At 70.9% G+C, this 21,553-nt stretch carries 19 protein-coding genes; 9 read left to right on the top strand and 10 right to left on the bottom strand.

The genetic code is table 11. The features are described 5' to 3' along the window. Window positions 1-34: 34 nt before the first annotated feature. The 5 genes from AB0B55_RS12950 to AB0B55_RS12930 form a co-directional block, all read right to left on the bottom strand. Window positions 35-463 (bottom strand): molybdenum cofactor biosynthesis protein MoaE, encoded by a 429-nt coding sequence (locus tag AB0B55_RS12950; protein ID WP_355048616.1) that lies wholly within the window; start codon window positions 461-463, stop codon window positions 35-37. Next, entirely contained in the window at window positions 460-1,692 is a 1,233-nt protein-coding gene (locus AB0B55_RS12945) for a molybdopterin molybdotransferase MoeA (RefSeq protein ID WP_357131803.1), read from the bottom strand. Before AB0B55_RS12945 ends, AB0B55_RS12950 begins: the two co-directional genes overlap by 4 nt. A gap of 140 nt (window positions 1,693-1,832) precedes the next feature. Then, on the bottom strand, window positions 1,833-2,303 hold the full coding sequence (locus AB0B55_RS12940) for a MogA/MoaB family molybdenum cofactor biosynthesis protein (RefSeq protein WP_357171769.1): 471 nt from the start codon (window positions 2,301-2,303) through the stop codon (window positions 1,833-1,835). After that, entirely contained in the window at window positions 2,300-2,791 is a 492-nt protein-coding gene (moaC, locus tag AB0B55_RS12935) for a cyclic pyranopterin monophosphate synthase MoaC (RefSeq protein ID WP_357131396.1), read from the bottom strand. The genes AB0B55_RS12940 and moaC overlap by 4 nt, the downstream gene beginning before the upstream one ends. 265 nt (window positions 2,792-3,056) lie before the next feature. Next, window positions 3,057-6,146, bottom strand: a complete 3,090-nt coding sequence (locus AB0B55_RS12930; RefSeq protein WP_357171768.1) for a BTAD domain-containing putative transcriptional regulator — start codon at window positions 6,144-6,146, stop codon at window positions 3,057-3,059. 529 nt (window positions 6,147-6,675) lie between these two features. Here AB0B55_RS12930 and AB0B55_RS12925 point away from each other — a divergent pair. From AB0B55_RS12925 to AB0B55_RS12900, 6 genes are all read left to right on the top strand, one after another. After that, the gene (locus AB0B55_RS12925; protein WP_357131393.1) at window positions 6,676-9,198 is read left to right on the top strand and encodes an EAL domain-containing protein; all 2,523 of its coding nucleotides are present in this window, start codon (window positions 6,676-6,678) and stop codon (window positions 9,196-9,198) included. Between the two features lie 77 nt (window positions 9,199-9,275). Beyond that, window positions 9,276-10,598 (top strand): glycosyltransferase 87 family protein, encoded by a 1,323-nt coding sequence (locus AB0B55_RS12920; RefSeq protein ID WP_357171767.1) that lies wholly within the window; start codon window positions 9,276-9,278, stop codon window positions 10,596-10,598. A 41-nt stretch (window positions 10,599-10,639) separates the two neighbouring features. Beyond that, window positions 10,640-11,272, top strand: coding sequence for a phosphoribosyltransferase family protein (locus tag AB0B55_RS12915; RefSeq protein WP_357131387.1), 633 nt, complete (start codon window positions 10,640-10,642; stop codon window positions 11,270-11,272). Window positions 11,273-11,294: 22 nt separating this feature from the next. Next, complete coding sequence (locus tag AB0B55_RS12910; RefSeq protein ID WP_357131384.1) at window positions 11,295-11,684, top strand: zf-TFIIB domain-containing protein; 390 nt, start codon at window positions 11,295-11,297, stop codon at window positions 11,682-11,684. A 96-nt stretch (window positions 11,685-11,780) separates the two neighbouring features. Beyond that, a complete protein-coding gene (locus AB0B55_RS12905) occupies window positions 11,781-12,458 on the top strand; it encodes a maleylpyruvate isomerase N-terminal domain-containing protein (protein WP_357131381.1) in 678 nt (225 codons plus the stop codon). A 19-nt stretch (window positions 12,459-12,477) separates the two neighbouring features. Further along, the gene (locus AB0B55_RS12900) at window positions 12,478-12,672 is read left to right on the top strand and encodes a helix-hairpin-helix domain-containing protein (RefSeq protein WP_357131378.1); all 195 of its coding nucleotides are present in this window, start codon (window positions 12,478-12,480) and stop codon (window positions 12,670-12,672) included. Window positions 12,673-12,750: 78 nt separating this feature from the next. Here AB0B55_RS12900 and dnaB read toward each other — a convergent pair whose 3' ends face one another. Continuing rightward, a complete protein-coding gene (dnaB, locus tag AB0B55_RS12895) occupies window positions 12,751-14,154 on the bottom strand; it encodes a replicative DNA helicase (protein ID WP_357131374.1) in 1,404 nt (467 codons plus the stop codon). A gap of 396 nt (window positions 14,155-14,550) precedes the next feature. Between dnaB and AB0B55_RS12890 the strand changes: the two genes are divergently transcribed. After that, window positions 14,551-16,149, top strand: coding sequence for a hypothetical protein (locus tag AB0B55_RS12890; RefSeq protein ID WP_357171766.1), 1,599 nt, complete (start codon window positions 14,551-14,553; stop codon window positions 16,147-16,149). An 87-nt stretch (window positions 16,150-16,236) separates the two neighbouring features. On the opposite strand, the gene rplI is transcribed toward AB0B55_RS12890, so the two are convergent. The 4 genes from rplI to rpsF form a co-directional block, all read right to left on the bottom strand. Further along, window positions 16,237-16,683: a 50S ribosomal protein L9 gene (gene rplI / locus AB0B55_RS12885; RefSeq protein WP_007453817.1), complete on the bottom strand. Its 447-nt coding sequence runs from the start codon at window positions 16,681-16,683 to the stop codon at window positions 16,237-16,239. Window positions 16,684-16,697: 14 nt separating this feature from the next. Further along, window positions 16,698-16,937, bottom strand: a complete 240-nt coding sequence (rpsR, locus tag AB0B55_RS12880; RefSeq protein WP_007073789.1) for a 30S ribosomal protein S18 — start codon at window positions 16,935-16,937, stop codon at window positions 16,698-16,700. 41 nt (window positions 16,938-16,978) lie between these two features. Further along, on the bottom strand, window positions 16,979-17,515 hold the full coding sequence (locus AB0B55_RS12875) for a single-stranded DNA-binding protein (RefSeq protein WP_357131366.1): 537 nt from the start codon (window positions 17,513-17,515) through the stop codon (window positions 16,979-16,981). 90 nt (window positions 17,516-17,605) lie between these two features. Continuing rightward, window positions 17,606-17,896: a 30S ribosomal protein S6 gene (gene rpsF / locus AB0B55_RS12870; RefSeq protein ID WP_007453836.1), complete on the bottom strand. Its 291-nt coding sequence runs from the start codon at window positions 17,894-17,896 to the stop codon at window positions 17,606-17,608. 631 nt (window positions 17,897-18,527) lie between these two features. Between rpsF and AB0B55_RS12865 the strand changes: the two genes are divergently transcribed. Beyond that, the gene (locus AB0B55_RS12865) at window positions 18,528-19,319 is read left to right on the top strand and encodes a deoxyribonuclease IV (protein ID WP_357131363.1); all 792 of its coding nucleotides are present in this window, start codon (window positions 18,528-18,530) and stop codon (window positions 19,317-19,319) included. Continuing rightward, window positions 19,316-21,541, top strand: coding sequence for a hypothetical protein (locus AB0B55_RS12860; RefSeq protein ID WP_357131360.1), 2,226 nt, complete (start codon window positions 19,316-19,318; stop codon window positions 21,539-21,541). Before AB0B55_RS12865 ends, AB0B55_RS12860 begins: the two co-directional genes overlap by 4 nt. Window positions 21,542-21,553: the final 12 nt, after the last annotated feature.

Below are 21,553 nucleotides of genomic sequence, written 5' to 3'. Positions count from 1 at the left end.
CAGAAGAACTGGCCGGCCTAGGGCTGTGGCCCGGTCAGGGGCAGTTGACCCACTCCTCGGTGCCGTCGGCGAAGACCTGCCGCTTCCAGATGGGCAAGCGGGCCTTGGCCTCGTCGACCAGTCGGGCACACGCGGTGAAGGCGGCGGCGCGGTGCGCCGTGCTCACCGCGGCGACCAGCGCCACGTCACCGATGGCCAACGGGCCGACCCGGTGCGAGACCGCCACCGCGTAGACGTCGGGGTCGGCCGCGATCTCGGCGGCGACCTCGCGCAACACCTGCGCGGCGCTCGGGTGTCCCTCGTAGTCCAGGCTCACCACCGCACGCCCGTGGTCGTGGTCGCGGACGACGCCCTGGAAGGAGACGACCGCGCCGGCCCGACGGTCGGCGACCGCCGCCTCGTGGGCGGCGAGGTCCAGGGGCCGGTCGGTGACCTCGACGACGGTGATCGCCGGCGCGGTCACGACGCCCGCTCCCCGGGCAGCAACGGCAGCGGCACGATCGGCACCCGGTCACCCTGCGCACCGCTGGTGCCCGGTCGGATGACAGCGAACCCGTCGGCGCCCGCGAGGCCGCGCAGCATCGCCGAACCGACGTGCCGCACCGGGTACGCCGTGCCGGCGGTCCGGTCCAGCCGAACCAGCGCCAGGTGGGTGTGGTCACCGCGCCCGGGCACCGCCTCGGCCAACGTGGCGTGCGGCAACACCGGCATCGAGCGACCCGCGAGGCCGGCGAGCAGCGGCGCGACCAGTGACACCAGCGCGACGATGGCGGACTGCGGATTGCCCGGCAGGCCGGCGACGAACCGGACCCGCCCGTCCGGATCGGCCAGCCGGGCCAACAACATCGGGAAGCCCGGCCGGACCGCCACCGTGTTGACCACGTAGTCGGCGCCCAGCGCCTCCAGGGTGGGGTGCAGATGGTCCACCGGACCGTGCATCGTGCCGCCGGTGGTGCAGACCAGGTCGGCGGTGGTCAGCGCCGTACGCAGCGCCGCCACGTGCGCGGGCAGCGTGTCCGCCACCGGCCCCACCACGTCCGAGGGGCGGACGTGGCACCCGTACCGCCGCAGCCACGCCGGCACCGCTGGGCCCAGCGCGTCCCGCACCCGACCCGCCGCGGGCGGACCCGCCGTCAGCAACTCGTCGCCGAAGACCAGCAGCGCGGCGCGCGGCGCGCGCCGGACCCGCAGCGTGTCGTGGCCGCAGGAGGCGGCCAGGCCGATCACCGCCGGGTCGACCGGCGTGCCGACGGGCAGGAGCTCCTCATCGGCGTACGCCTCCTCGCCCGGCTGCCGCCACTCCGGCGTGCGCCGGGGCGTTCCGCTGACCAGACCGTCGGCGACGGTTGACTCCTCGACGCGCAGCACGGCGCTGGCGCCCTCCGGGACCATCGCTCCGGTCGCGATCTCGACGGTGGTGCCGTCGTCGGTGAGCGGCCCGGGAGTGTTGCCGGCCAGTACCCGGCCGACGATCCGCCACGGCCCGTCGCCCCGGACGGCCCAGCCGTCCACGCTGGAGGTCGGAAACGCGGGTAGGTCGGTGCGGGTGGTCAGGGGCTCGGCCAGGGTCAGTCCGTCGGTGTCGACCAGCGGCCGGGCGACGGCGGGCAGCGCGGCGGCCAGGCCTACCGCGTACACCCGGGACCGCGCCTCCTCCCACCCGGCCGGCGGGGGCGCGGCGACCTGGGCCACCGTTGGTGTGGTTTCCGTTCGCACCGACCGAGCCTATCGGCACGGACGGACAGCCGGCGCGCTCTGACGACGCGAGACGGGTTGCGGGCCGTTCGGTGATCGCTGCGGCGCGGCTGGCTGGGCAGGTTCCGCGCGTGCGGTCAGTGGTCGCCGCCGCGCAGTTGGTCGACGGTGTGGCCGAGGATCGGCCCCAGCACGGCGAGGCCGTCGCGGGCGCCGCCCGTCGAACCGGGCAGGTTGACCACCAGCATCCGGCCGGCCACCCCGGCCAGCCCTCGGGACAGCACCGAGGTGGGCACTCGCTCCCGACTGTGCGACCGGATCGCCTCGGCGATGCCGGGGATCTCGTAGTCCAGCAGGGCCCGGGTCACGTCCGGCGTCCGGTCGGACGGCGTGACGCCGGTGCCACCGCTGGTCAACACCACGTCGACACCGTCGCTGACGGCCTCCCGCAGGGCGTCGCCGACGGGCTCACCGTCGGGCACCACCACCGGATCGTCCACCTGACAGCCCAACTCACGCAGGCCCGCGACGAGCAGCGGACCGCTGGTGTCGGCGTAGACGCCGGCCGCCGCCCGGTTGGACGCCACGATCACCCGGGCCCGGATCACGGCCGGTCCTCCGGCCGCACCCACTCGCCGGTCTTGCCGCCCTCCTTGCGCAGCACCCGGACCGCCTCCACCGAGGCCGCCGGGTCGACCGCCTTGACCATGTCGACAAGCGCGAGGCCGGCGACCGCGACGGCGGTGAGCGCCTCCATCTCGACTCCCGTCCGATCCGCCGTGCGGGCGGTGGCGGTGATCTCCACGGTGTCGGTCGTCAGCCGCAGGTCGACGGTGACGCCGTGCAGGGCGATCGGGTGGCAGAGCGGGATCAGCTCCGGGGTGCGTTTGGCCCCCATGATTCCGGCGAGCCGGCCCACCGCCAGCGCGTCGCCCTTGGGCAACCCGTCCCGGTGTAGCAGGTCGACGACCTCTTCGGTGGTGCGCAGACGGCCCGCCGCGACGGCCAGCCGCCCGGTCACCGCCTTGCCGGAGACATCGACCATGCGGGCCGCGCCGGCACGGTCGACGTGGCTGAGCTGCGCGGGTTCGGTCACGGCGCTGAGCCTATCGGGGCGGTACGACGCTCGGACGCTCGGAAGGGGTGACGGCACAGCGGCTCGCCGGGTGCGACGGCGCCTCCACTGGATCGTCACCCCTTCCTGGCCCGACCCGTCACCGGAGTCGCTGGGGGGTGACCCGGTGACGGGCGTGTCTCGACGACCTGGTTCTGCCCAGGGGCAGAACCTCCCCCGTTCGTCGATACGTGGGAGAAGCTACCGAGCCCGGCGATAAGAAATCGATAAGCGACGTGTGGGCAGGTCAGCGACCTGTCTCGTCGTCCAGCCCGGCGAGGCGACGCTCCACGTCGAGGCGTTCCGGCACACCCATCCGGCGGAAGATGGCGAGCGCCCGTTCCCAGTGCCGCCGAGCCTCGGCCGGATCGATGCTGGCGAAGTGTTCGCCCAGCCCAGCCAGCGCCCGTCCCTGCTCGTGCGGGTGGGCGATCCGGGTCGCCAACCGCAGCGCCTCACGGTGCGTCTCGGCTGCCTCGCGGTCCCGCCCACGTGCCCGCAACGTGCTGCCCAGCTCGTTCAACGCCGCCGCCTCGACGTGCCGTTCGCTCGAACCGACCGCCAGGCTGCGGGCCAACTCGTGCTCGTGTTGCGCCTCCGCCAAACGACCCAGACCGCGATAGGCGACACCGAGGTCCAGGCGTACCTCCGCTTCTCCGTAGCGGTGGCCGGTACGGTCGCGAAGCGCCAGCGAAGCCCTGAGGATCCTGATCGCCTGGGGGAGGTCCCCCTTACGCGCGCGTACCGCCCCGATATGGCTGAGGGCGTTGAGCACGTGGAACTCGCTCGAAGTCGTCCGGGCCCAGGCCAGATGACGGCGATGCATCCACAGCGCCTCTTCGTAACGACCCAGTGACATCAGGGCGAGACCGACATTCGCTAACGCCATCGGTGCCCCGACATTGCCGTAGTCCCGGTAGTCACGCAGACGTTCCTTACCGAGCGCCACAGCTTCGCTGAGATGACCGCTCCAGTAATAGACGGGGGCAAGATTGGCCTGGTAGCGAGCCGTACCCAGCCTGTCCCGCGATTCCTTGGAAAGCTCGACCGCGCGGGTCAGATGTTCGAGCGCCCTCCGATTGTCGCCGGTCTTGACGTAAGCGGATGCAAGGTAATTGTGCATCAGCGCCGTCGGCTCGGTGTCGCCCGTCGCCTCGGCCGCAGCCAGCCCATGCTGGTGCGTCGTGACGATGTCCTCGAAGTACCCGCGGATGTAGCAGAATCGCCACAGGGCGCGGGCCAGTCGCCAAGCGTGTTGATGAAAGCCCGACTCATGGGCTGACACCACCATCGTCACCAACTCCGCCCGTTCCGCCTCCAACCACTCGGCACTCGGCTCGCCGAGGGTCTCGAGCAGTTCGGGTCGGTCGAAGGCAAGATGTTCTACCTGGCTTTTGATGACGACCGGCTCGATGGTCTCGGCGATCCGCAGTGCCGCCTCCAGGGCGAAGCCGAACAGTTGGGCCATGGCCGACCTGCGGTCCTGCGGGGAATCGAGGCGAATGCACAGCTCGACCGAGTACTGACGCATCAGGTCGTGTAAGCCGTACTGCCCCGACTTCAGGTCCTGGGCGAGGTGTCGGTCCGTGAGGTCGTCGAGAGCGGCATGAGCTTGTGCCACCGTCAGTCCGGTAAGCGCCGCGACCGTCGTTGAGCTGAAGCGATTACCGGGATACAGGCCCAGAAATCGAAAGACCCGCTTCGTCGACTCGGGAAGAGGTTCGTACGAGGTGGCGAACGCACCGGTGACGGTGGTGTTCTCTCCGCCCAGATGAGGAAGAACCGACGTGGCGGTGGCCATCTGTGCCGCAAGATCCGCCAACCGCCAACCGGGCCGGTGAGCCAGTCGGGCTCCCGCCAGGCGAATCGCCAGCGGAAGGTGGCCGCACCGCCGGACCACCTCGACGGCCGCTGCCGGCTCGGCGTCGATCCGTTCCCGCCCCACGCTCAGCGCCAACAGGTCGACGCCCTCTTCGGGCGACATGACCGGCAGGGACTGAGACGTTCCGAGATCAGGATGGGTGAGACGTCGTCGTGACGTGACCAGGACGACGGCGGTCGGCTCGATCGGCAGGAGGGGAAGGATCTGGTCGCTGCTGGCGGCATTGTCCAAAATGATCACCGACCTGCGGAGGGCCAGCTCGCGTCGCCAGAGTTCCGTCCTGTCGTCCAGGTCAACCGGTATCCGCTCGGACGGCACTCCGAGCTGGCGAAGCAGGACGACCAGGGCCGACGCCGGTCCCACCAGTTCCTTCTCGCCATGCCCGCGCAGGTCGACGTACAAGCGGGCGTTCGGGTACCGGTCGCTCAGTCGACGGGCCAGGTGCACGGCGAGGGTCGTCTTGCCGCTGCCGGCCATCCCGTCGATGAGGTGCACGGCCGGGACGCGGTCCTCGACACGCCGCGTCTCCGCCAGTAATCGTGCCACCGCGGCCTCGCGACCGACGAAGTCGGTGACCGAACGGGGCAGATGATCCACCGTGGCGACCACGGGTCTTGGCGGGGCCGTCGGGTGTCCCGCCGGCCCCGGGGCGGACGTCACCAGCCGTCCCAACCGGGCTTCGCGGTCGGCGACGACGACTGATGCCAACTTCGGCGTCTCGGCGACGATCAGGCTGCGGAGTTCTTCGAGGTTGTTTCCCGGGCTCACGCCCAACTCCGTGACCAGTTGCCGACGAATCTCGTCGTACACGACAAGCGCCTCGGCGCTGTCACCGCGTTCGTGCAGGGCCCGCATGAGCAGGAGGTACGTCGGTTCCCGGAGCGGATGGCGAGCAGCCACCTCCCGCAACGACGGAATCGCGAGATCGTCCCGCCCGGACCGCAGGTGCACCTCGGCGAGGAGTTCCACCGCCAGTAGCCGTTCCTCCTCGACCGCTACGGTTCGAGCCGTCAGGACGGGGCCGAGCGGTAGGCCGGCGAGCATGGAGCCCTGCCACCGGGCCAACGCACGGCCCAGTAGTTCTGACGCCCGCGCCAGGTCGCCGGCGCCCAGAGCGTTCCGGCCCGCGTAGAGCTCCTTCTGGAAGCGGAAGACATCGATCACATCCGGTCGCACGGTGAGTCGATAGCCGTTCCCCTGCCGTACGAGAGTCGCGTCCGCGAGCGCCAACGTCTCGAACTCCCGGCGAAGATTTGCCGCGTAGGTCCGCACATTCGCTACGGCGGATCGCGGAGGGCGCTCCACCCACAGCTCGTCTATGAGATCGGTCAGCGTCACCAACTGGCCCGGTTGAACAGCGAGCATCGCGAAGACTACCCGTTGTTTCGGTGTGCCCAGGTGCAACTTGTGGTCAGCAAGCAGCACCTCCACGTCACCGAGCAGGTTGATCTTCAACCGTTCCCCCGAATTCACATCCATCGGTGTTTAGCTGATCACACTGGGAAAGGCTATCGGCGTCCACAATTCGGAACAGCCCCTCGACCAGACCCCCCAAACCCACACCGACCAGGCAAGAAAGACCAGATTCTGCCCGACCGGATTGAGCCGGAACCCGAACTGACGGATAGGCCGTCCGCACACCGTCGCCAGACTAGGGAGGAGGTGGCAACGCCGATAGCCTCTCAGCAGGGCGCAAGCTGCGAACCGCCAGTGCAGTACGACCGCGCTCCGCTCAGGCGGCATGGACAGACCGTCACAAAGCTCGCCAGCTTGGCTAATGTTGCGTATACCGACATTTATTGCTACTAAAACCGCGTAGCTCCTCTTAGGCTCCCCGTCACGAGAACGGTTCCGGAATACGGAAACGGCCGGACGAGTGGAGGGGGCATGCAATGCGCGGCAGCGACTGGTACTGACATCCGGGTGACACTGAGCGGTAAGCTCCCGTCGTCAACAGGTAACTGTCGGCGACGACGGGAGCTTCATGGGCCAGGGGTCACCGCAGAGTCCCAGGACAGATCGGCAGCTTCTGCTGCTCGTCGGTCTCATCGTCGTCATGGCAATCGTCCCCACAGTCGTCGCCGGGGCCGACGTGTCGACCCGTCCGCCCGACTCCGTGGGCGACGGCGCGACGTTCGTGGCGCTGACCTTCATGACTGCGCTCGGCACAATCGTCATGGCGCCTATCCGTATCCGCTCCACCACCCACGCCATCACCTGGGTCGAGACGGCGATCGTGATAGGGCTCGCCGTCGCACCACCCTCCTGGGTGGTCCTGGCAACGGGCGCCGGCGTCGGTGTGGGGTCGGTAATCATGAAGCTGCCAACGATCAAGGCAGCTTTCGCAGTCAGCAAGAACATCCTGGTGGCCGGTGGGGCGGGCGTCGCCACCGTGGCCGTCCACTGGCAGTGGCCGTCCGCCGGCGTGGTCGAACTGGCCTCCCTGCTCGGTGTGATCTACCTGGTAGCGGCGCTGCTCGACGATCTGCTGGCGATCCCGGTGATCGCGCTGGCTACCAGCACGCCCATTTCGCGGCAGTTCCTGAACAACCTTGACCTCCGCATCGCCGGCTTCGGCGTGCGCTTCATCGTCGCCTTCTGCACGCTCCTCATCCTCCGGGAAGATCCCCGACTGCTGCTCGCTGTCCCGCCACTGATGTTGAGCCTGCACCTCGCCTACTCCGCACGTATCCGGGGTCGCACCGAACAGCAGGCGTGGCAGCGACTCGCCCGCACCACCGACGCGCTCAACGTGGTCGACCTGGACAACGTCCTCACCACGGCCGTCACCCAGGCCGCCGAACTGTTCTCCGCCGACGAGGTCGAGATCGAGCTCCGCGACGGTGGTCGCACCGTCCGGGGCGCCACCGGTGGCATCACCTTCGACGGGCCGACCGACACAGCCACCGAGGTGGACGGCACCGTCGTGCCCACTCCGCTGGAGGGCCACGACCGCTCCGTCGACATCGGCGTCCTGCGCCTACGCTTCCGTGGGCCGGTGCGGCTGTCCGAGCGGGAGCAGTACACGCTGCGGACCTTCGCCTCGGCGCTCTGCACGGCGGTCCGTAACGCACAGGCGTACGCCGAGCTGGCCCGGGTGGCCGACGAGCACGCGTACGCCGCCGCGCACGACGCCCTCACCGGCCTCGCGAACCGGCGGCAGTTGCTCGATCAGGGCACCGAGCAGCTCAGTGCCCGGCACGCCGACGGGGTGACCGCTCTCGTGCTGATCGACCTCAACCACTTCAAGGAGGTCAACGACACCCTCGGCCACGCTGCCGGCGACCAGGTGCTGGTCCAGGTCGCCGACCGGCTGCGCGGTGCCGCCCAGGCGAGCGACCTGGTGGCCCGCCTCGGCGGCGACGAGTTCGCCGTACTCCTACGCGGGCTGCCGGCGCCGGCGGTGGCCGCGCACCGGGCCGACACGCTGCTGGCTGCCCTGCACGAGCCGTTCGAGCTGGACGGGATGCGGATCAGCGTCGAGGCCAGCGGCGGGATCTCCGTGGCCCCGGCCAGCGGTGGCATGGCCGAGCTGCTGCGCCGCGCGGACGTGGCGATGTACCAGGCGAAGCGGGCCGGGCAGCGGATCTCCACGTACGCGCCGACCCGGGACACCGCCGACCTGAACCGCCTCACCCTCGGCGGTGACCTGCCCCGCGCGGTCGCCGACCACGAGTTCATCGTCAACTTCCAACCCATCGTCGACCTGGGCACCGGCGAGGTGACCAGCGCCGAGGCGCTGGCCCGCTGGCACCACCCCACCCACGGGCTGATCGACCCGCTGCGCTTCCTGGAGGCGGTGGAACGCTCGGGAATGCTGCCAGCCTTCGCCGAGGCCATCCTCGACCAGGCACTGATGGCCGCCGCCGACTGGCGTGACGCCGGCTTCGACGTGCCGGTGGCGGTCAACGTCTCGCCGCGCAGCCTGCTCGACGCGCGCTTCCCCGGCTCGGTACTGGCCCGGCTGCGCGCCCACGACCTGCCGCCTGAGCGGCTGGTGCTGGAGCTGACCGAGACGTTGACGCTCAGCCAACTCGACGTGGTCGACCGGGTCCTCAGCCGGCTGCGCGACGAGGGCGTCCGGTTGGCGCTGGACGACTTCGGCACCGGCTACTCCTCCCTCTCGCTGCTCTCCCGGATACCCGTGCACGAGTTGAAGATCGACCGCAGCTTCGTCACGACCATGGAGAGTTCGGCCGAGGCCGCGGCCGTCATCCGCTCCACCCTCGACCTGGGCCGCAGCCTCAACCTTGCGGTGGTCGCCGAAGGCGTGGAGAGCGAACCGCAGCGGCGGGCCCTCTGGGAGCTGGGCTGCTCGGCCGGTCAGGGCCACCTGTTCGCCCGACCGATGCCCGCCGGGACCCTGCTCGCCACGATGCAGCGCGGCTCGGGGGGCCAACCCGGGACGCTGGCGCCGCCGCTGCACGACACCGGCGCGGTGATCCGCCTCAACCAGACCCGCCGCCAGGCCGGTCGCTCCCGCCCGGACCGCCACCTCCCGGCCTGACCGGGCACCTGCGCACCGACCAGGCTGCGGCCGGACGGCCAGCTGGGTGAGCAGCGAGATCTGCCAGACTGGCGGCCGTGACCGCCGACGCCCCGACCGCCCTTCACCAGCGCTGGCGAACGCTCGACACCGCCGCCGGCGGACTCGTCCTCGACCTGGGTCTCTACACCGTGTCGGCCCTGTTCGCGGCGATCACCGCGAGCACGTCGACCCTCCTGCCGCACCGGGCCTGGGGTGCCGTCGCCGCCGTCGGCTACCTGGTCGCGACGATGGCGGTGATCGTCCAACTCGTGCTGCGCCGACGCAGCCCCCGGCTGGCCGGCCTCGCCTCCCGCTGGGTGGTGACGGGTTTCGCCTGGGTGACCACCGCACTGGTACCCGTGCTCTGGCAGAGCATCGAACGGGCCAACGGACGCACCGACCGGGCCCAGGAGGAAGTGCTGGTCGTCGAGCAGGCCGGCATCCGACTGCTCGACCATGCCACGCCGTACCTCGGTCGGGACGCGATCGCCGCCCTGCCGCCCGGTGAGCAACTGCTCGGATACACGCCGTACCAGCCGGGCATGGCGATGTTCGGCCTGCCCCGAGCCCTCGTCGACGTCTGGTGGACCGACGCCCGGGTGTGGTTCGCGCTGGGCACCGCGCTGGCGCTCGCCCTGGCCGTGGTCGCGCTGCGCGCCGCGCAAGCCACCCTCGACGCGAAACAGCGGCGGGACGCCGCCCTGCTGCGGGGAGTGCAGGCCGCCACCGTCCTGCCCGTCTGCGCGCTGACCCTGGCCACCGGCGGCGACGACCTACCCGTACTCGCGCTCTGCCTGCTCGCCCTCGCGCTCGCCGCCGCCGGACGGCCGGGCCGGGCCGGTCTCGCGGTCGGCCTGGCCGGCGCGCTGAAGCTGTTCGCCTGGCCGATCGCCCTGGTCCTGATCGTCTGGGGTCTGACCCGGCGAGCCGGCGCCCGGGTCGCCGCCGGCGCGATCGGGCTACCCGTGCTCGCCCTGCTCCCGGCGTTGCTCGTCGACCGCGGTGCCCTCACCGAGAACGTGCTGCGCTTTCCCCTCGGCCACGGCCTGGTCACCAGCCCGGCGCAGTCTCCGTTCCCCGGCCACCTGATCGCCACCACCCTGCCGGGAGGCCGGCTGATCGCCGCCACCCTCCTGGTCGCGGCCGGCGCGGCCATCGCCGTCCGGCTCGCGCGACGCCCGCCCGGCACCGCCGCGACCGTCGCTTCGATCTGCGGGTACGGGCTACTCGCCGCCATCGCCCTCATGCCCTCCACCCGGTTCGGTTACCTGCTCTACCCGGTGGCGCTGCTCGTCTGGGCACCCGCGGTGCACCGCCCGGAGTCCGCACCCACCACCCCGACGCCCGAGCACCTGCCCGGTCGGGCCACATCGGCGTAACCGGCGGGCGAAACGACGTCGCACGGCGTACACCTGAGGGCATGACCACCTACCGCGACCGCGCCGAGGCGGGCCGGGTGCTCGCCGAACGGCTCACCGCCCTGGTCGGTGACCCGGACGCCGTCGTCCTCGGCCTGGTCCGCGGCGGCGTACCGGTGGCCCAGGTCGTCGCCGAACGGCTCGGCGTCCCCCTCGACGTGCTGGTCGTCCGCAAGCTCGGCATGCCCTGGGCGCGGGAGGTCGCCTTCGGCGCGCTCGGCCCCGGTGGCGTGCAGGTGCTCAACGACGCGATCGCCAGCCGCCTCGGCAGCAGCGACATCGCCGAGGTCAGCCACCGCGAACAGGTCGAGTTGGAGCGCCGCGAGCGGCTCTACCGGGGCGGTCGCCCACCGCTGGACCTCACCGGACGCGTCGCCGTGATCGTCGACGACGGTCTGGCCACCGGCGCGACCGCCCGTGCCGCCGTCGAGGTCGCCCGCCGGCTCGGCGCCCGCCGCGTCGTGGTGGCTGTGCCGGTCGGCGCCCAGGAGGCGTACGAGCTGCTGGCCGCCGAAGCCGACCAGGTCATCTGCGCCCAACGCCCGCCGGAGTTCGGCTCGGTGAGCGTCTACTACGACGACTTCCACGAGGTCTCCGACGACGAAGTCATCGCGGCGCTCACAGCAATCGCTTAGGTCGACCGGGTACCGTCGGGTGATGAGTGACCTCATCTGTCCCAAGTGTCGCGGCGAGATGCGCCAGTACGAGCGCAGCGGCGTCGTCATCGACCAGTGTGGCGAGTGCCGGGGCATCTTCCTCGATCGCGGCGAGCTCGAGAAGCTGTTCGAGGCAGAGGCCAACTGGAGTCGCCAACAGGCCGGGCCGACCGCGCCGGCCCAGCAGCCGGGCGGTTACGCGCCCCCACCGCCGCCGCCCGCCCAGCACCAGCCCGGTTACGGCGCCGTCCCGCCACCGCCGCCCCCGCCGCCCGCGCACGGCTACCCGCCGGCGCCTGCCTATGGCCACCAGCAGCAGCAGCACTACGGCTACCACGGCCACTACCGGCACAAGAAGCGCAAGAGCTTCCTCGACGAGATGTTCGGCTGAGCCCAGCCGAGTCTTCCTGCCCGGGTCGATCCACGTCGACCCGGGCAACGCCGCGAGTGATTGGCTGACCCGGCGGTCCGTGCGAGGCTGCATCGCATGACCGCCACCCGGCACGACGAGGCCCTCGCCGAGGCGTACGACGGCATCACCGCAGTGGTCGACGCCCTCGACGACGCTGACCTGCAACGGGCCACCCGATGCCAGGGCTGGCTCGTCGCCGACCTGCTCCTGCACGTGCTCGGCGACGCCCAGCGGGCACTGGTGGCCCTGGCCAGCCCGGTCGACGGTCCGGCAGACGTGGACGACGTCTCCTACTGGCGGGGCTTCCCGGGCGGCGACGAACAGGCAGCCCGGCACGCCTGGTGGATCCGGCGGTCGGCGTCCGCCTTCGACCGGCCGACGGCCATCGTCCGGCTGTGGCGGGAGACCGCCCCGGCGGCGGTCCGCGCCGCCGGGTTCGCGGACCCCGAGGGGTACGTGACCACACAGGGCCACGTGCTGCGCGTACCCGATCTCCTGGCGACCCTGACCACCGAGGCCGTGGTGCACCACCTGGACCTCACGGTGGAGCTGCCGGCCGCGCCGCCGCCCGGACCGCTGGCGGTGCGCGTGGCGGTGTCCACAATGGATGGCCTGTTGAGCGACGACGCCGTACGCCCTGCCGGGTGGGATGACCAGGAGTTCCTGCTGAAGGCGACCGGCCGGCTGCCGCTCACCGACCGGGACCGGCTGGAGTTAGGCGAGGCGGCGGGCTGGTTCCCTCTGCTGGGGTGACGTAATGCACCATGGACACATGGATTCTTCAACCGACCTGCTGCCGAAGATCGGTGCGCCGGCCACCCGCGCCTTGCACAACGCCGGTTACACGACTCTGCGCGAGTTGGCCGGGGTGCCCCGTAAGGAGCTGGCCGCACTGCACGGCATGGGCCCGAAGGCGCTCGACATCATCCAGGCCGCTCTCGAGAAGCACGACCTCAGCCTGGGGTGATGCCTGTCTCCAGCCGTTGCCTCGGGCGATTCGGCCGGCGGCGGATTGGCGAGCCGTACGGCGCCCCGCGGACGCCGATCATCCGATGGCCATGTCCACGAATCGCGAGAGGTGCAGTTGGGCTGCGACCGTCACCGTGTCGGTCGGGCCATTTCGATGCTTGGCAACGATGAAGTCCGCTTCGCCCGCCCGCGGTGACTCCTTGTCGTAGTAATCGTCGCGATGCAGCAGGATGACAACGTCTGCATCCTGCTCAATTGAACCCGATTCACGCAAATCGGACAACTGTGGACGCTTGTCGGTGCGCTGCTCCGGGCCACGGTTGAGCTGGCTGACCGCGATGACGGGGCACTCGACCTCCTTGGCCAGCAGCTTGAGGCCACGGGAGAGGTCGGCGACCTCCTGCTGGCGGCTTTCGGTGCGTTTGGGCGAGGTCATCAGCTGGAGGTAGTCGACCACGATCATCTTGAGGTCGTGCCGCTGCTTGAGTCGGCGGGCCTTCGCGCGAATCTCCATCAGGTTCATGCTGGGCGTGTCGTCGACGAACAACGGCGCTTCGCTGATCTCACCCATGCAGCGGGCCAGCTTGGTCCAGTCGTCGTCGGAGAGCTGCCCGCTGCGCAGCACGTGCAGCGGCACCCGCGCCTCGGCCGAGAGCAGTCGCATGACGATCTCGACCTTGCTCATTTCCAGCGAGAAGATGGCAGCGGCCTGGTTGGCGCGAATGGCGGCATTTCGGGCAAAGTCCATACTCGCCGTAGATTTTCCCAAACCGGGCCGCCCGGCCACAATGATCAACTGCCCCGCGTGCAGGCCGTTGAGCAGCCGGTCCAGGTCGCTGAAGCCGGTCGGCACGCCCGTCATCACGCCGCCCTGCGCGCCCACCGCCTCGATCTCGTCCAGCGTCGGCTGGAGCATGTCGGCCAGGATCGCGAAGTCCTCGCTGACCCGGCGTTCGGTGACGTCGTAGACGGCCTGCTGGGCGAGGTCCACGACGTCGTCGACGTCGCGGCTGCCGCCGCTGGCGGTGCCGTAGCCCAGCTGCACGATCTTGGTGCCGGCCTCGACGAGCCGACGCAGCACGGCACGCTCGCTGACGATGCGGGCGTAGTACGAGGCGTTGGCGGCGGTGGGAACGCTGGCGATGAGGGTGTGCAGATAGGGAGCGCCACCGATGCGGGCCAGGTCGCCCGAGTCGGTCAGGGCGGCGGCCACGGTGATCGGGTCTGCCGGCTCACCCCGGCCGTAGATGTCGAGGATGGTGTCGAAGATGGTGGCGTGCACCGGCCGGTAGAAGTCGTTGGTCTTGAGGATCTCGACGACGTCGGCGATGGCGTCCTTGGAGAGCAACATGCCGCCGAGGACGCACTGCTCGGCAGCGACGTCCTGGGGTGGAGTCTTGTCGAACTGGCCGTCCCGCTGCACGGGTGGCTGGCCGTTGCCGGACCGGGCCTCCGCCCGCATGTCGTCGGTGACCGACACCGGTCCCCCCTCCACTGCGTCGGATCCGTCCCAGCATTACCGCCCGGGTACGACAGTTCTCCCGACCGAACCGGTCGATCGGGGGCCATCGCGCCGGCGGTCGAGGGCCAACCATACGGACCCCGAGGTCAGCGACTCAACAAGCACGGTGGACGAGCCTCGGGACAACCTGTGGACGCCGGTGGGCGAGCATGTGCGCAGGGTGTGCACAGCCTGTGGACAACCGCTGGGGAATTCTCGGCCGCAGGTCGTTGACCTGGCGATATGCGGTCCCCACCCTGTGGAGGAGAATATTTCGGTCGGTTCTTTTACACGATCTTCCCGTACTATCTCCAGCGAACGGCTACACCTGGACAGCGGATCACGCTTTGGGTTCAGAAGGGTCACACTCCGGCCGTGAGTTACCGGGACTGGGGACGCGGGGAGGGCAGCCCGCGGGAGCGTCCGTCAACCGCCTCGTGGGGTCAGCCCGCGCTGCCCGCTCCGGCCGATCCGTACGACGAGGACGCGCCCTACCGCACCTCCAGTCGGCGGCGTGCGCGGGACCGTGGGCAGGACGAGCCGGTCGACGCCTACCTGCCGCGGTGGGCGCTGGAATCGGGGGTCCAGCGTGCCGACGGTGGTGGACGACACGCCGCGCCCGACGAGGCACAGGACGAGGTGGAGCCGGAGCGTCCGAGCTCCGGCGCTGGTTGGCGCAGCGCCGAGACGACGGGCAGACGCCGGGCTGACGCGAGCGGTCGGCGCGAGCAGCGGGCGATCGGTGCGAGTGGTCGGCGCGAGCAGCCGGCGATCGGGGCGGGTGGTCGGCGCGAGCAGCCAGCGATCGGCGCGGGCCCCGAATCGGACCACACCCGGGAGTGGACGCTCGACCGTCCCCAGGAGCAGGGCTATGCGGGCCGCCGACGCGCCGACTCGGCGGAGGAGGAGCCGGTCTCCGGCGCGGCCGCCGACCGTCGTCCCCGTCGTGCGCCGGCCGGTCGTCCGCAGGTGATCTGGTCCGGTGGGGACCTGGAGGCCGGCCCGGCCGAGGCGACGTCCCGCCCGGAGGTGAGCCGACCGACGCGGCGCAGCCGGCGCGCGGCGGAGGAGTCGTGGACTCGTCCGGCGGTCGATCCCTGGGAACGCGGGTCGGAGCGGCCGGCGGAGCCGGATCCGTCGTACGCGCCCGCGGTGGACCCGTGGGACGCGTCGGGCGTGCACGCGTGGCCGCCGCCCGGCCCGGACACCACGGACCTGAGCGGGCAGTGGTCGCAGGGGGAGAGTGTCGGTGGTTGGGAGCGGTCGGACCGCACCGGCCAGTGGGAGCGGTCCGCGGTCGAGGACGACCAGTGGGACCGGACGCTGCCACCCCGCTCGGATCGACTGACGGAGGGATGGCCGAGCCGGGACAGCGGTTTCTGGCCCGGTACGCGGTTGTCCGGTGACGATCCGCGCTGGATGGACACCACGACGACGTCGGCGCCTCGGTCGCCGGTGGTGGGTTACACCGCCCCGCGACCGCGTAGTGCGCCCGTACCCCCTTCCGGCACCGTGCGTCGGGCGGACCGGTCGCCGGTCGGTACGGCGGCGGTGCGGCGGCGGGTCGAGTCGGTGGCGGCGGGCGGCTGGGCGCGGCGTCTGGAGGATGACCTCCTCGACCCTGATCCCGGTGGGTCGGTCCGGCCGCTGCTGTACACCACCGCCTGCTACGTGGTGCCGGCCGTGCTGATCTTCCTGTGGTTGCTGACGCTGGACGGGCAGGCGCCCGCCGGTTGTGTCACCGACATCTCCGGGGGTGGCTGCGACTCCGCACGGTCCCGTGCGTTGGAGTCGTTGCTCGCCGGTTCCCCGCGTTTCGGGTTGGCGCTGGTGAGCAGCCTGGTGGTGGCTGCGCTGCTGCGGCGGGTCGGCACGACGTGGCGGTCGGCGACGATCGCGCTCGCCGCGGCGGTGGTCGGTGGTGGTCTGTCCACGGTGCTGATCAGCGCGGTGACCGGTCAACCGATCGGCTGAGGCTGGCGAGCCGGATCACTTGTGGCGTATGCGCGAAGGCCCGCACCGATCGCTCGGTGCGGGCCTTCGTCGTGGTCCAGCGGGTCGTCAGCCCTGAACGACGTTCAGGTTGAACGACGCGGTGACCTCGGGGTGCAGCTTGATCTTCACCGGGTAGGTGCCGGTCGACTTGATGTGACCGGGCACCTCCAGCCGACGACGGTCGAGGACCGGACCGCCGGCGCCCTTGACGGCGTCGACGATCTCGGCCGAGGTGACCGAGCCGAAGAGCCGCCCGCCGTCGCCGGCACGGGCCTTCAGGTTGACCTTGAGACCCTCGAGCTGGCCCTTGACCTCGTTGGCGTGGTCGAGGTCGCGGATCTCACGGGCCGAGCGGGCCCGCTTGATGACCGTGACCTGCTTTTCCGCGCCCTTGGTCCAGGCGATCGCGAAGCCCTGCGGCAGCAGGTAGTTACGGCCGAAGCCGTCCTTGACCTCGACGATGTCGCCCGGGGCACCGAGGCCGGACACTTCCTGAGTCAGGATGATCTTCATATCGGTGCCTCCTCTCAGCGGGCCGTTGCGGTGTACGGCAGGAGCGCCATCTCGCGGGCGTTCTTGACCGCGCGGGCGATCTGCCGCTGCTGCTGCGAGGTCACGCCGGTGACCCGCCGAGCGCGGATCTTGCCGCGGTCGGAGATGAACTTGCGCAGCAGCGCCGTGTCCTTGTAATCGATGTAGGTGATCCCGTCCTTGTCGAGCGGGTTCACCTTCTTCTTAGGCTTGCGAAGTGCCGCAGCCTTGGCCATTGACCTTGCTCCTGGTTTGCGATCGCGGGCGCTCGGCGCCATTAGAACGGAGGCTCCTCGTCGAAGTTGCCGCCCGAACCGGCACGCGCGGGAGAGGGTGCGGCCGAAGCCCAGGGGTCGTCGAAGTTGCCTCCGCCGCCACCCTGGCCACCACCACCGCCGCCACCACCGAAGCCGCCGCCACCGCCACCGGAGCGGGACATCTTCTGCACCTTCGCCGTGGCGTAGCGCAGCGACGGGCCGATCTCGTCGACCTCAAGCTCGATGACGGTGCGCTTCTCACCCTCGCGGGTCTCGTATGACCGCTGACGCAGCCGGCCCGAGACGATCACCCGAGCGCCGCGCTGCAGCGACTCGGCGACGTGCTCGGCGGCCTGCCGCCAGACGGTGCAAGCGAGGAACAGCGGCTCGCCGTCCTTCCACTCGCCCGACGCCTTGTCCATGAATCGGGGCGTCGAGGCGATACGGAACTTGGCGACCGCAGCCCCGGAGGGGGTGAACCGCAACTCGGGGTCATCGGTCAGATTGCCGATGACCGTGATGGTGGTGTCTCCTGCCATGACCATCTCCTCGCGCACTCAGCGTCTCGTCGTACAGGCTCTCAGAGCCGTACGACAGAGTCGCGGAGGCTGATCCGGGCGAACCGGGTTGAATGCCGGACAGAATGCTTAGCGCATCTCCGGCCGGATGACCTTGGTGCGCAGCACGGACTCGTTCAGCCGGAGCTGACGGTCCAGCTCGGCCACGGCAGCAGGCGTGGCCTGCAGGTCGACGACGGCGTAGATGCCCTCGGCCTTTTTGTTGATCTCGAACGCGAGGCGCCGGCGGCCCCACACGTCCGTCTTCTCAACCGAGCCACCCGCGGTCCGAATCACGTTCAGGTACGTGTCGAGCGACGGGGCGACGGTGCGCTCCTCGAGGCTGGGGTCGAGGATCACCATGATCTCGTAATGACGCAAGACGTGCTCACCTCCTGTGGGCTAAGCGGCCACGGTCCTTCCGTGGCAGGAGGTCGTGCGTCGCTGCCCGCACGTGCCGGGGGAACCCGGCCGGACGCGGACAACCTGACCAGGATACCCGGTCCGGACGATCATGCCCGGGGTGGTCGGGCCAGTGCCCCGGACATGCCGACGGGGGCCCGCCACCCGACCGTCACTGGTCGGTGGCGAGCCCCCGTCAACGAGGCCGCGGAGCGTCCCGTCCGCATTCCTTGGGTGGGACCTGGGGAGGAACGACCACACCGATGAGGTTGGACCGGAGACGCCCCGCGGAGCTTTATCGTGTTGTTATCTGACGATACAACGGCTGTCGTCCCGTGTAGGGCGAAAAGGCAGAAATTTCCGAGATTGTGGATCCGGGCCGATCTGGCACTACGACGGGTCTCCCCCCGCGACGCCGGGCCGCGCCGCAGGGGTGACCTCGCTGTCGGGCCGACGAACACCCGCTGGCCGTACCCGGGCACCTCGTCGCGCCCAGCCCCGGGCCCCGCTCGTCGGATCCCATCCCCTCAACGATCGTCCGACGGCCGGAGTGACGACATCGCGCCGACCGTCAGCACACCCGCCGTGGTCCCGACGTAGGCTCGCTGCCATGCGTATCGGAGCCCACGTCGATTCGACCGACCCGCTGGCGGAGGCAGCAGCACGGTCCGCCGACACCGTGCAGTTCTTCCTCTCCGACCCGCAGGGATGGAAGGCACCCAAGCCTCGGGAGGACGCCGAGCGGCTGCGGGCCACCGACGTCGACCTCTACGTGCACGCGCCGTACGTCATCAACGTGGCGACCCTCAACAACCGCATCCGGATCCCCAGTCGCAAGCTGCTGCTCGGGCACGCGACCGCGGCGGCCGAGATCGCCGCCAAGGGCCTGATCGTCCACGGTGGGCACGTCAACGCCGGAGACGACCTGGCGGTCGGCTTCGACAACTGGCGCAAGACCTTCGCGTACGCGGCCGACTCCGGCGGGTTCGGCGTGCCGGTCCTCATCGAGAACACGGCCGGCGGCGACAACGCGTGCGCCCGCCGGCTGGACGCGCTGGCCCGGCTCTGGGACGCGGTCGGCGACTACGAGGTCGGCTTCTGCCTGGACACCTGCCACGCGTACGCCGGAGGTGAGGAGCTCCTCGGCCTCGTCGACCGGGTCAAGGCGATCACCGGCCGGATCGACCTGGTGCACGCCAACAACTCCAAGGGCGCGTTCAACTCGGGGCAGGACCGGCACGACAACCTCGACGGCGGGACGATCGACCCGGAGCTGGTGGTGGCGGTGATCCGCGCCGCCGGGGCGCCGGTGGTCGTCGAGACCCCGGGCGGCGTCGAGGGCCAGGCCGCCGACATCGACTTCCTGCGCCAGCAGCTCCCGACGGAGCGCCCGGCAGCATGACGACCGGCCAGTCCAAGCCGGGGAAGGCTCGGCCCGCGTCCACCGGCGACCAACCCATCCGACCGGCCGCGCCGCCCACCGGTGACACCCCGGCCGCCTCGCCCGGAACCACCACGAACGGCGCGACCCGCGACGACCCGGCGCAGGGGAAGGCTCGCACGAGCGCCAGCACGGCCGCGAAAAGCGCCGCCGACGAGCAGGCCGCGAACACCGCCGGCACGGCCGCGACGGGCACCCCCGGCAGGAACGGTCGCGCCAGGGGCGGCGCGGAGAAGGCCGACAAGGCCACGACCGTCGGTACAGCCAGCGACGGCGAGAAGAAGGCCGACAAGGCCACGAGCGTCGGTACGACCAGCGACGGCGAGAAGAAGGCCGACGACGCCAGGGACGCCACCGCCAAGGACGACGAGTCGACCGCGAAGGCGACCGACGAGGCCAAGCCGGTCGACCCCGACCGCTGGGAGGCGTTCGCCTCGGCGCCGGAGCCCCGGCCCAGCTGGCTCACCCGGGCCGCCCGCCCGGTGGGCCGCTCCCTGGTCCACGAGTGGACCCTGGCGGCCCTCGCCTCGTTGGCGCTGGCCGTGCTGATGACCTGGCCGACGCTGCGCTACCCGCGCTACACCCTGCCGCAGGACACCTGGGACCCGAGCCTCCAGGCGTGGCAGATGGCCTGGTCCGGCCACATCCTGCTGGCCGACCCGGCCCGCCTGTGGCAGTCGAACACGTTCTTCCCGGAGCTGTGGAGCTTCGCGTTCTCCGACACGCTGCTCGGCTACGCCCCGGCCGGGATGCTCGGCAGCGGCCCCGAGGACGCGGTGCTGCGCTACAACATCATGTTCGTGCTGGCGCACGCGCTCGCCACGCTCGGGGCGTACGCCCTGGCCCGGCAGCTCGGGGCCGGCCGGATCGGCGCCGCCGTCGCCGGGGTCGGCTACGCCTACGCGCCGTGGCTGCTCGCCCAGGCCGGGCACCTGCACGTGCTCTCCAACGGTGGCATCCCGCTGGCCCTCGCGATGCTCGCGCGGGGACACGGCTGGTCGCTGCGCCACGGCTACCGGCCCGAACGACGGCACGACGGCTGGGTGTACGGCGGTTGGCTGGTGGCGGCCTGGCAGATCAGCCTCGGCTTCGGCATCGGCCTGCCGTTCGCGTACTTCCTGGCCGCCGCCGCGCTGGTCGCCGCCGTGCTGTTCGGAGTGAAGTGGCTGCGGTCCGGTCGTACCCTGCCGTTCGGCCGCCGGCTGCTCGTGGCCGACCTGGTCGGCGGGTTGTTCTTCGCCGGGGTGGGGGCGCTGATGGCGTTCCCGTACTTCCAGGTGACCGAGCTGCACCCGTACGCCGAGCGGACCGTCGACGACATCTCCATCTTCTCGCCCCCCGCGTCCGGCTTCGTGACCGCGCCCGCGGAGTCGCGGATCTGGGGTGGGTTGCACGAGGGTGCCCGCGCGGCGCTGCCGTTCCATGCGGAGATGACACTGCTGCCGGGTTTCGTGCTCTACGCGCTGGCGTTCGGCGGGCTGTTCTTCTCGGTCTGGCGGCTGCGACACCGCCTGTTCCTGCTCGGCGGTGTGCTGGTCACGATGGTGTTCGCGATGGGCACGCGCTTCTTCGACGGCACCTTCACCTACGTGCCGCTGTTCGAGCACGCGCCGGGCTGGAACGCGCTGCGTACCCCCGGGCGGTTGATGCTCTGGATCACGTTGCTGCTCGCGCTGCTCGCGGCCGGCGCGGTCACCGCCCTCACCGACCGGGTCCGTGAGCTGGCCGCGCAGCGGGTGCCGTCCTGGCCCGGCCCGTGGCTGCGGATCGCCACGCTGTTACCGCTGCTGCTGGTCACCGTCGAAGGGTTGAACGCCACCCCGCATCCGGTGGTGCCGAGGCAGCCCGCCGCGATGCGCTCGGCGGAGGGTCCGCTGCTCGTGCTCCCCAGCGACCAGGGCATCGACCAGCACGTCATGCTCTGGTCGACGAGTGGGTTCCCGGACGTGGCGAACGGCGGCAGCGGCTTCACGCCCCGGCAGCTCGACGAACTCCGCCGGGCCAGCCAGTCGTTCCCCGACCAGACCAGCGTCAACTACCTGCGAACGTACGGCGTGCGGACGGTGGTGCTGCTACGCGACGAGGTGCCCGGCACGCCATGGGAGATCACCATCGACGCGCCGGTCGAGTCGCTCGGCATCACCCGCCAGGAGGTCGGCGACGCAGTGGTGTATCGGCTCTGATGCGCTCGCCCT

It is taken from the genome of Micromonospora sp. NPDC049107, from assembly GCF_040648595.1.
Classification (GTDB): Bacteria; Actinomycetota; Actinomycetes; order Mycobacteriales; family Micromonosporaceae; genus Micromonospora.
This window is presented reverse-complemented; position numbering and strand designations above follow the sequence as displayed.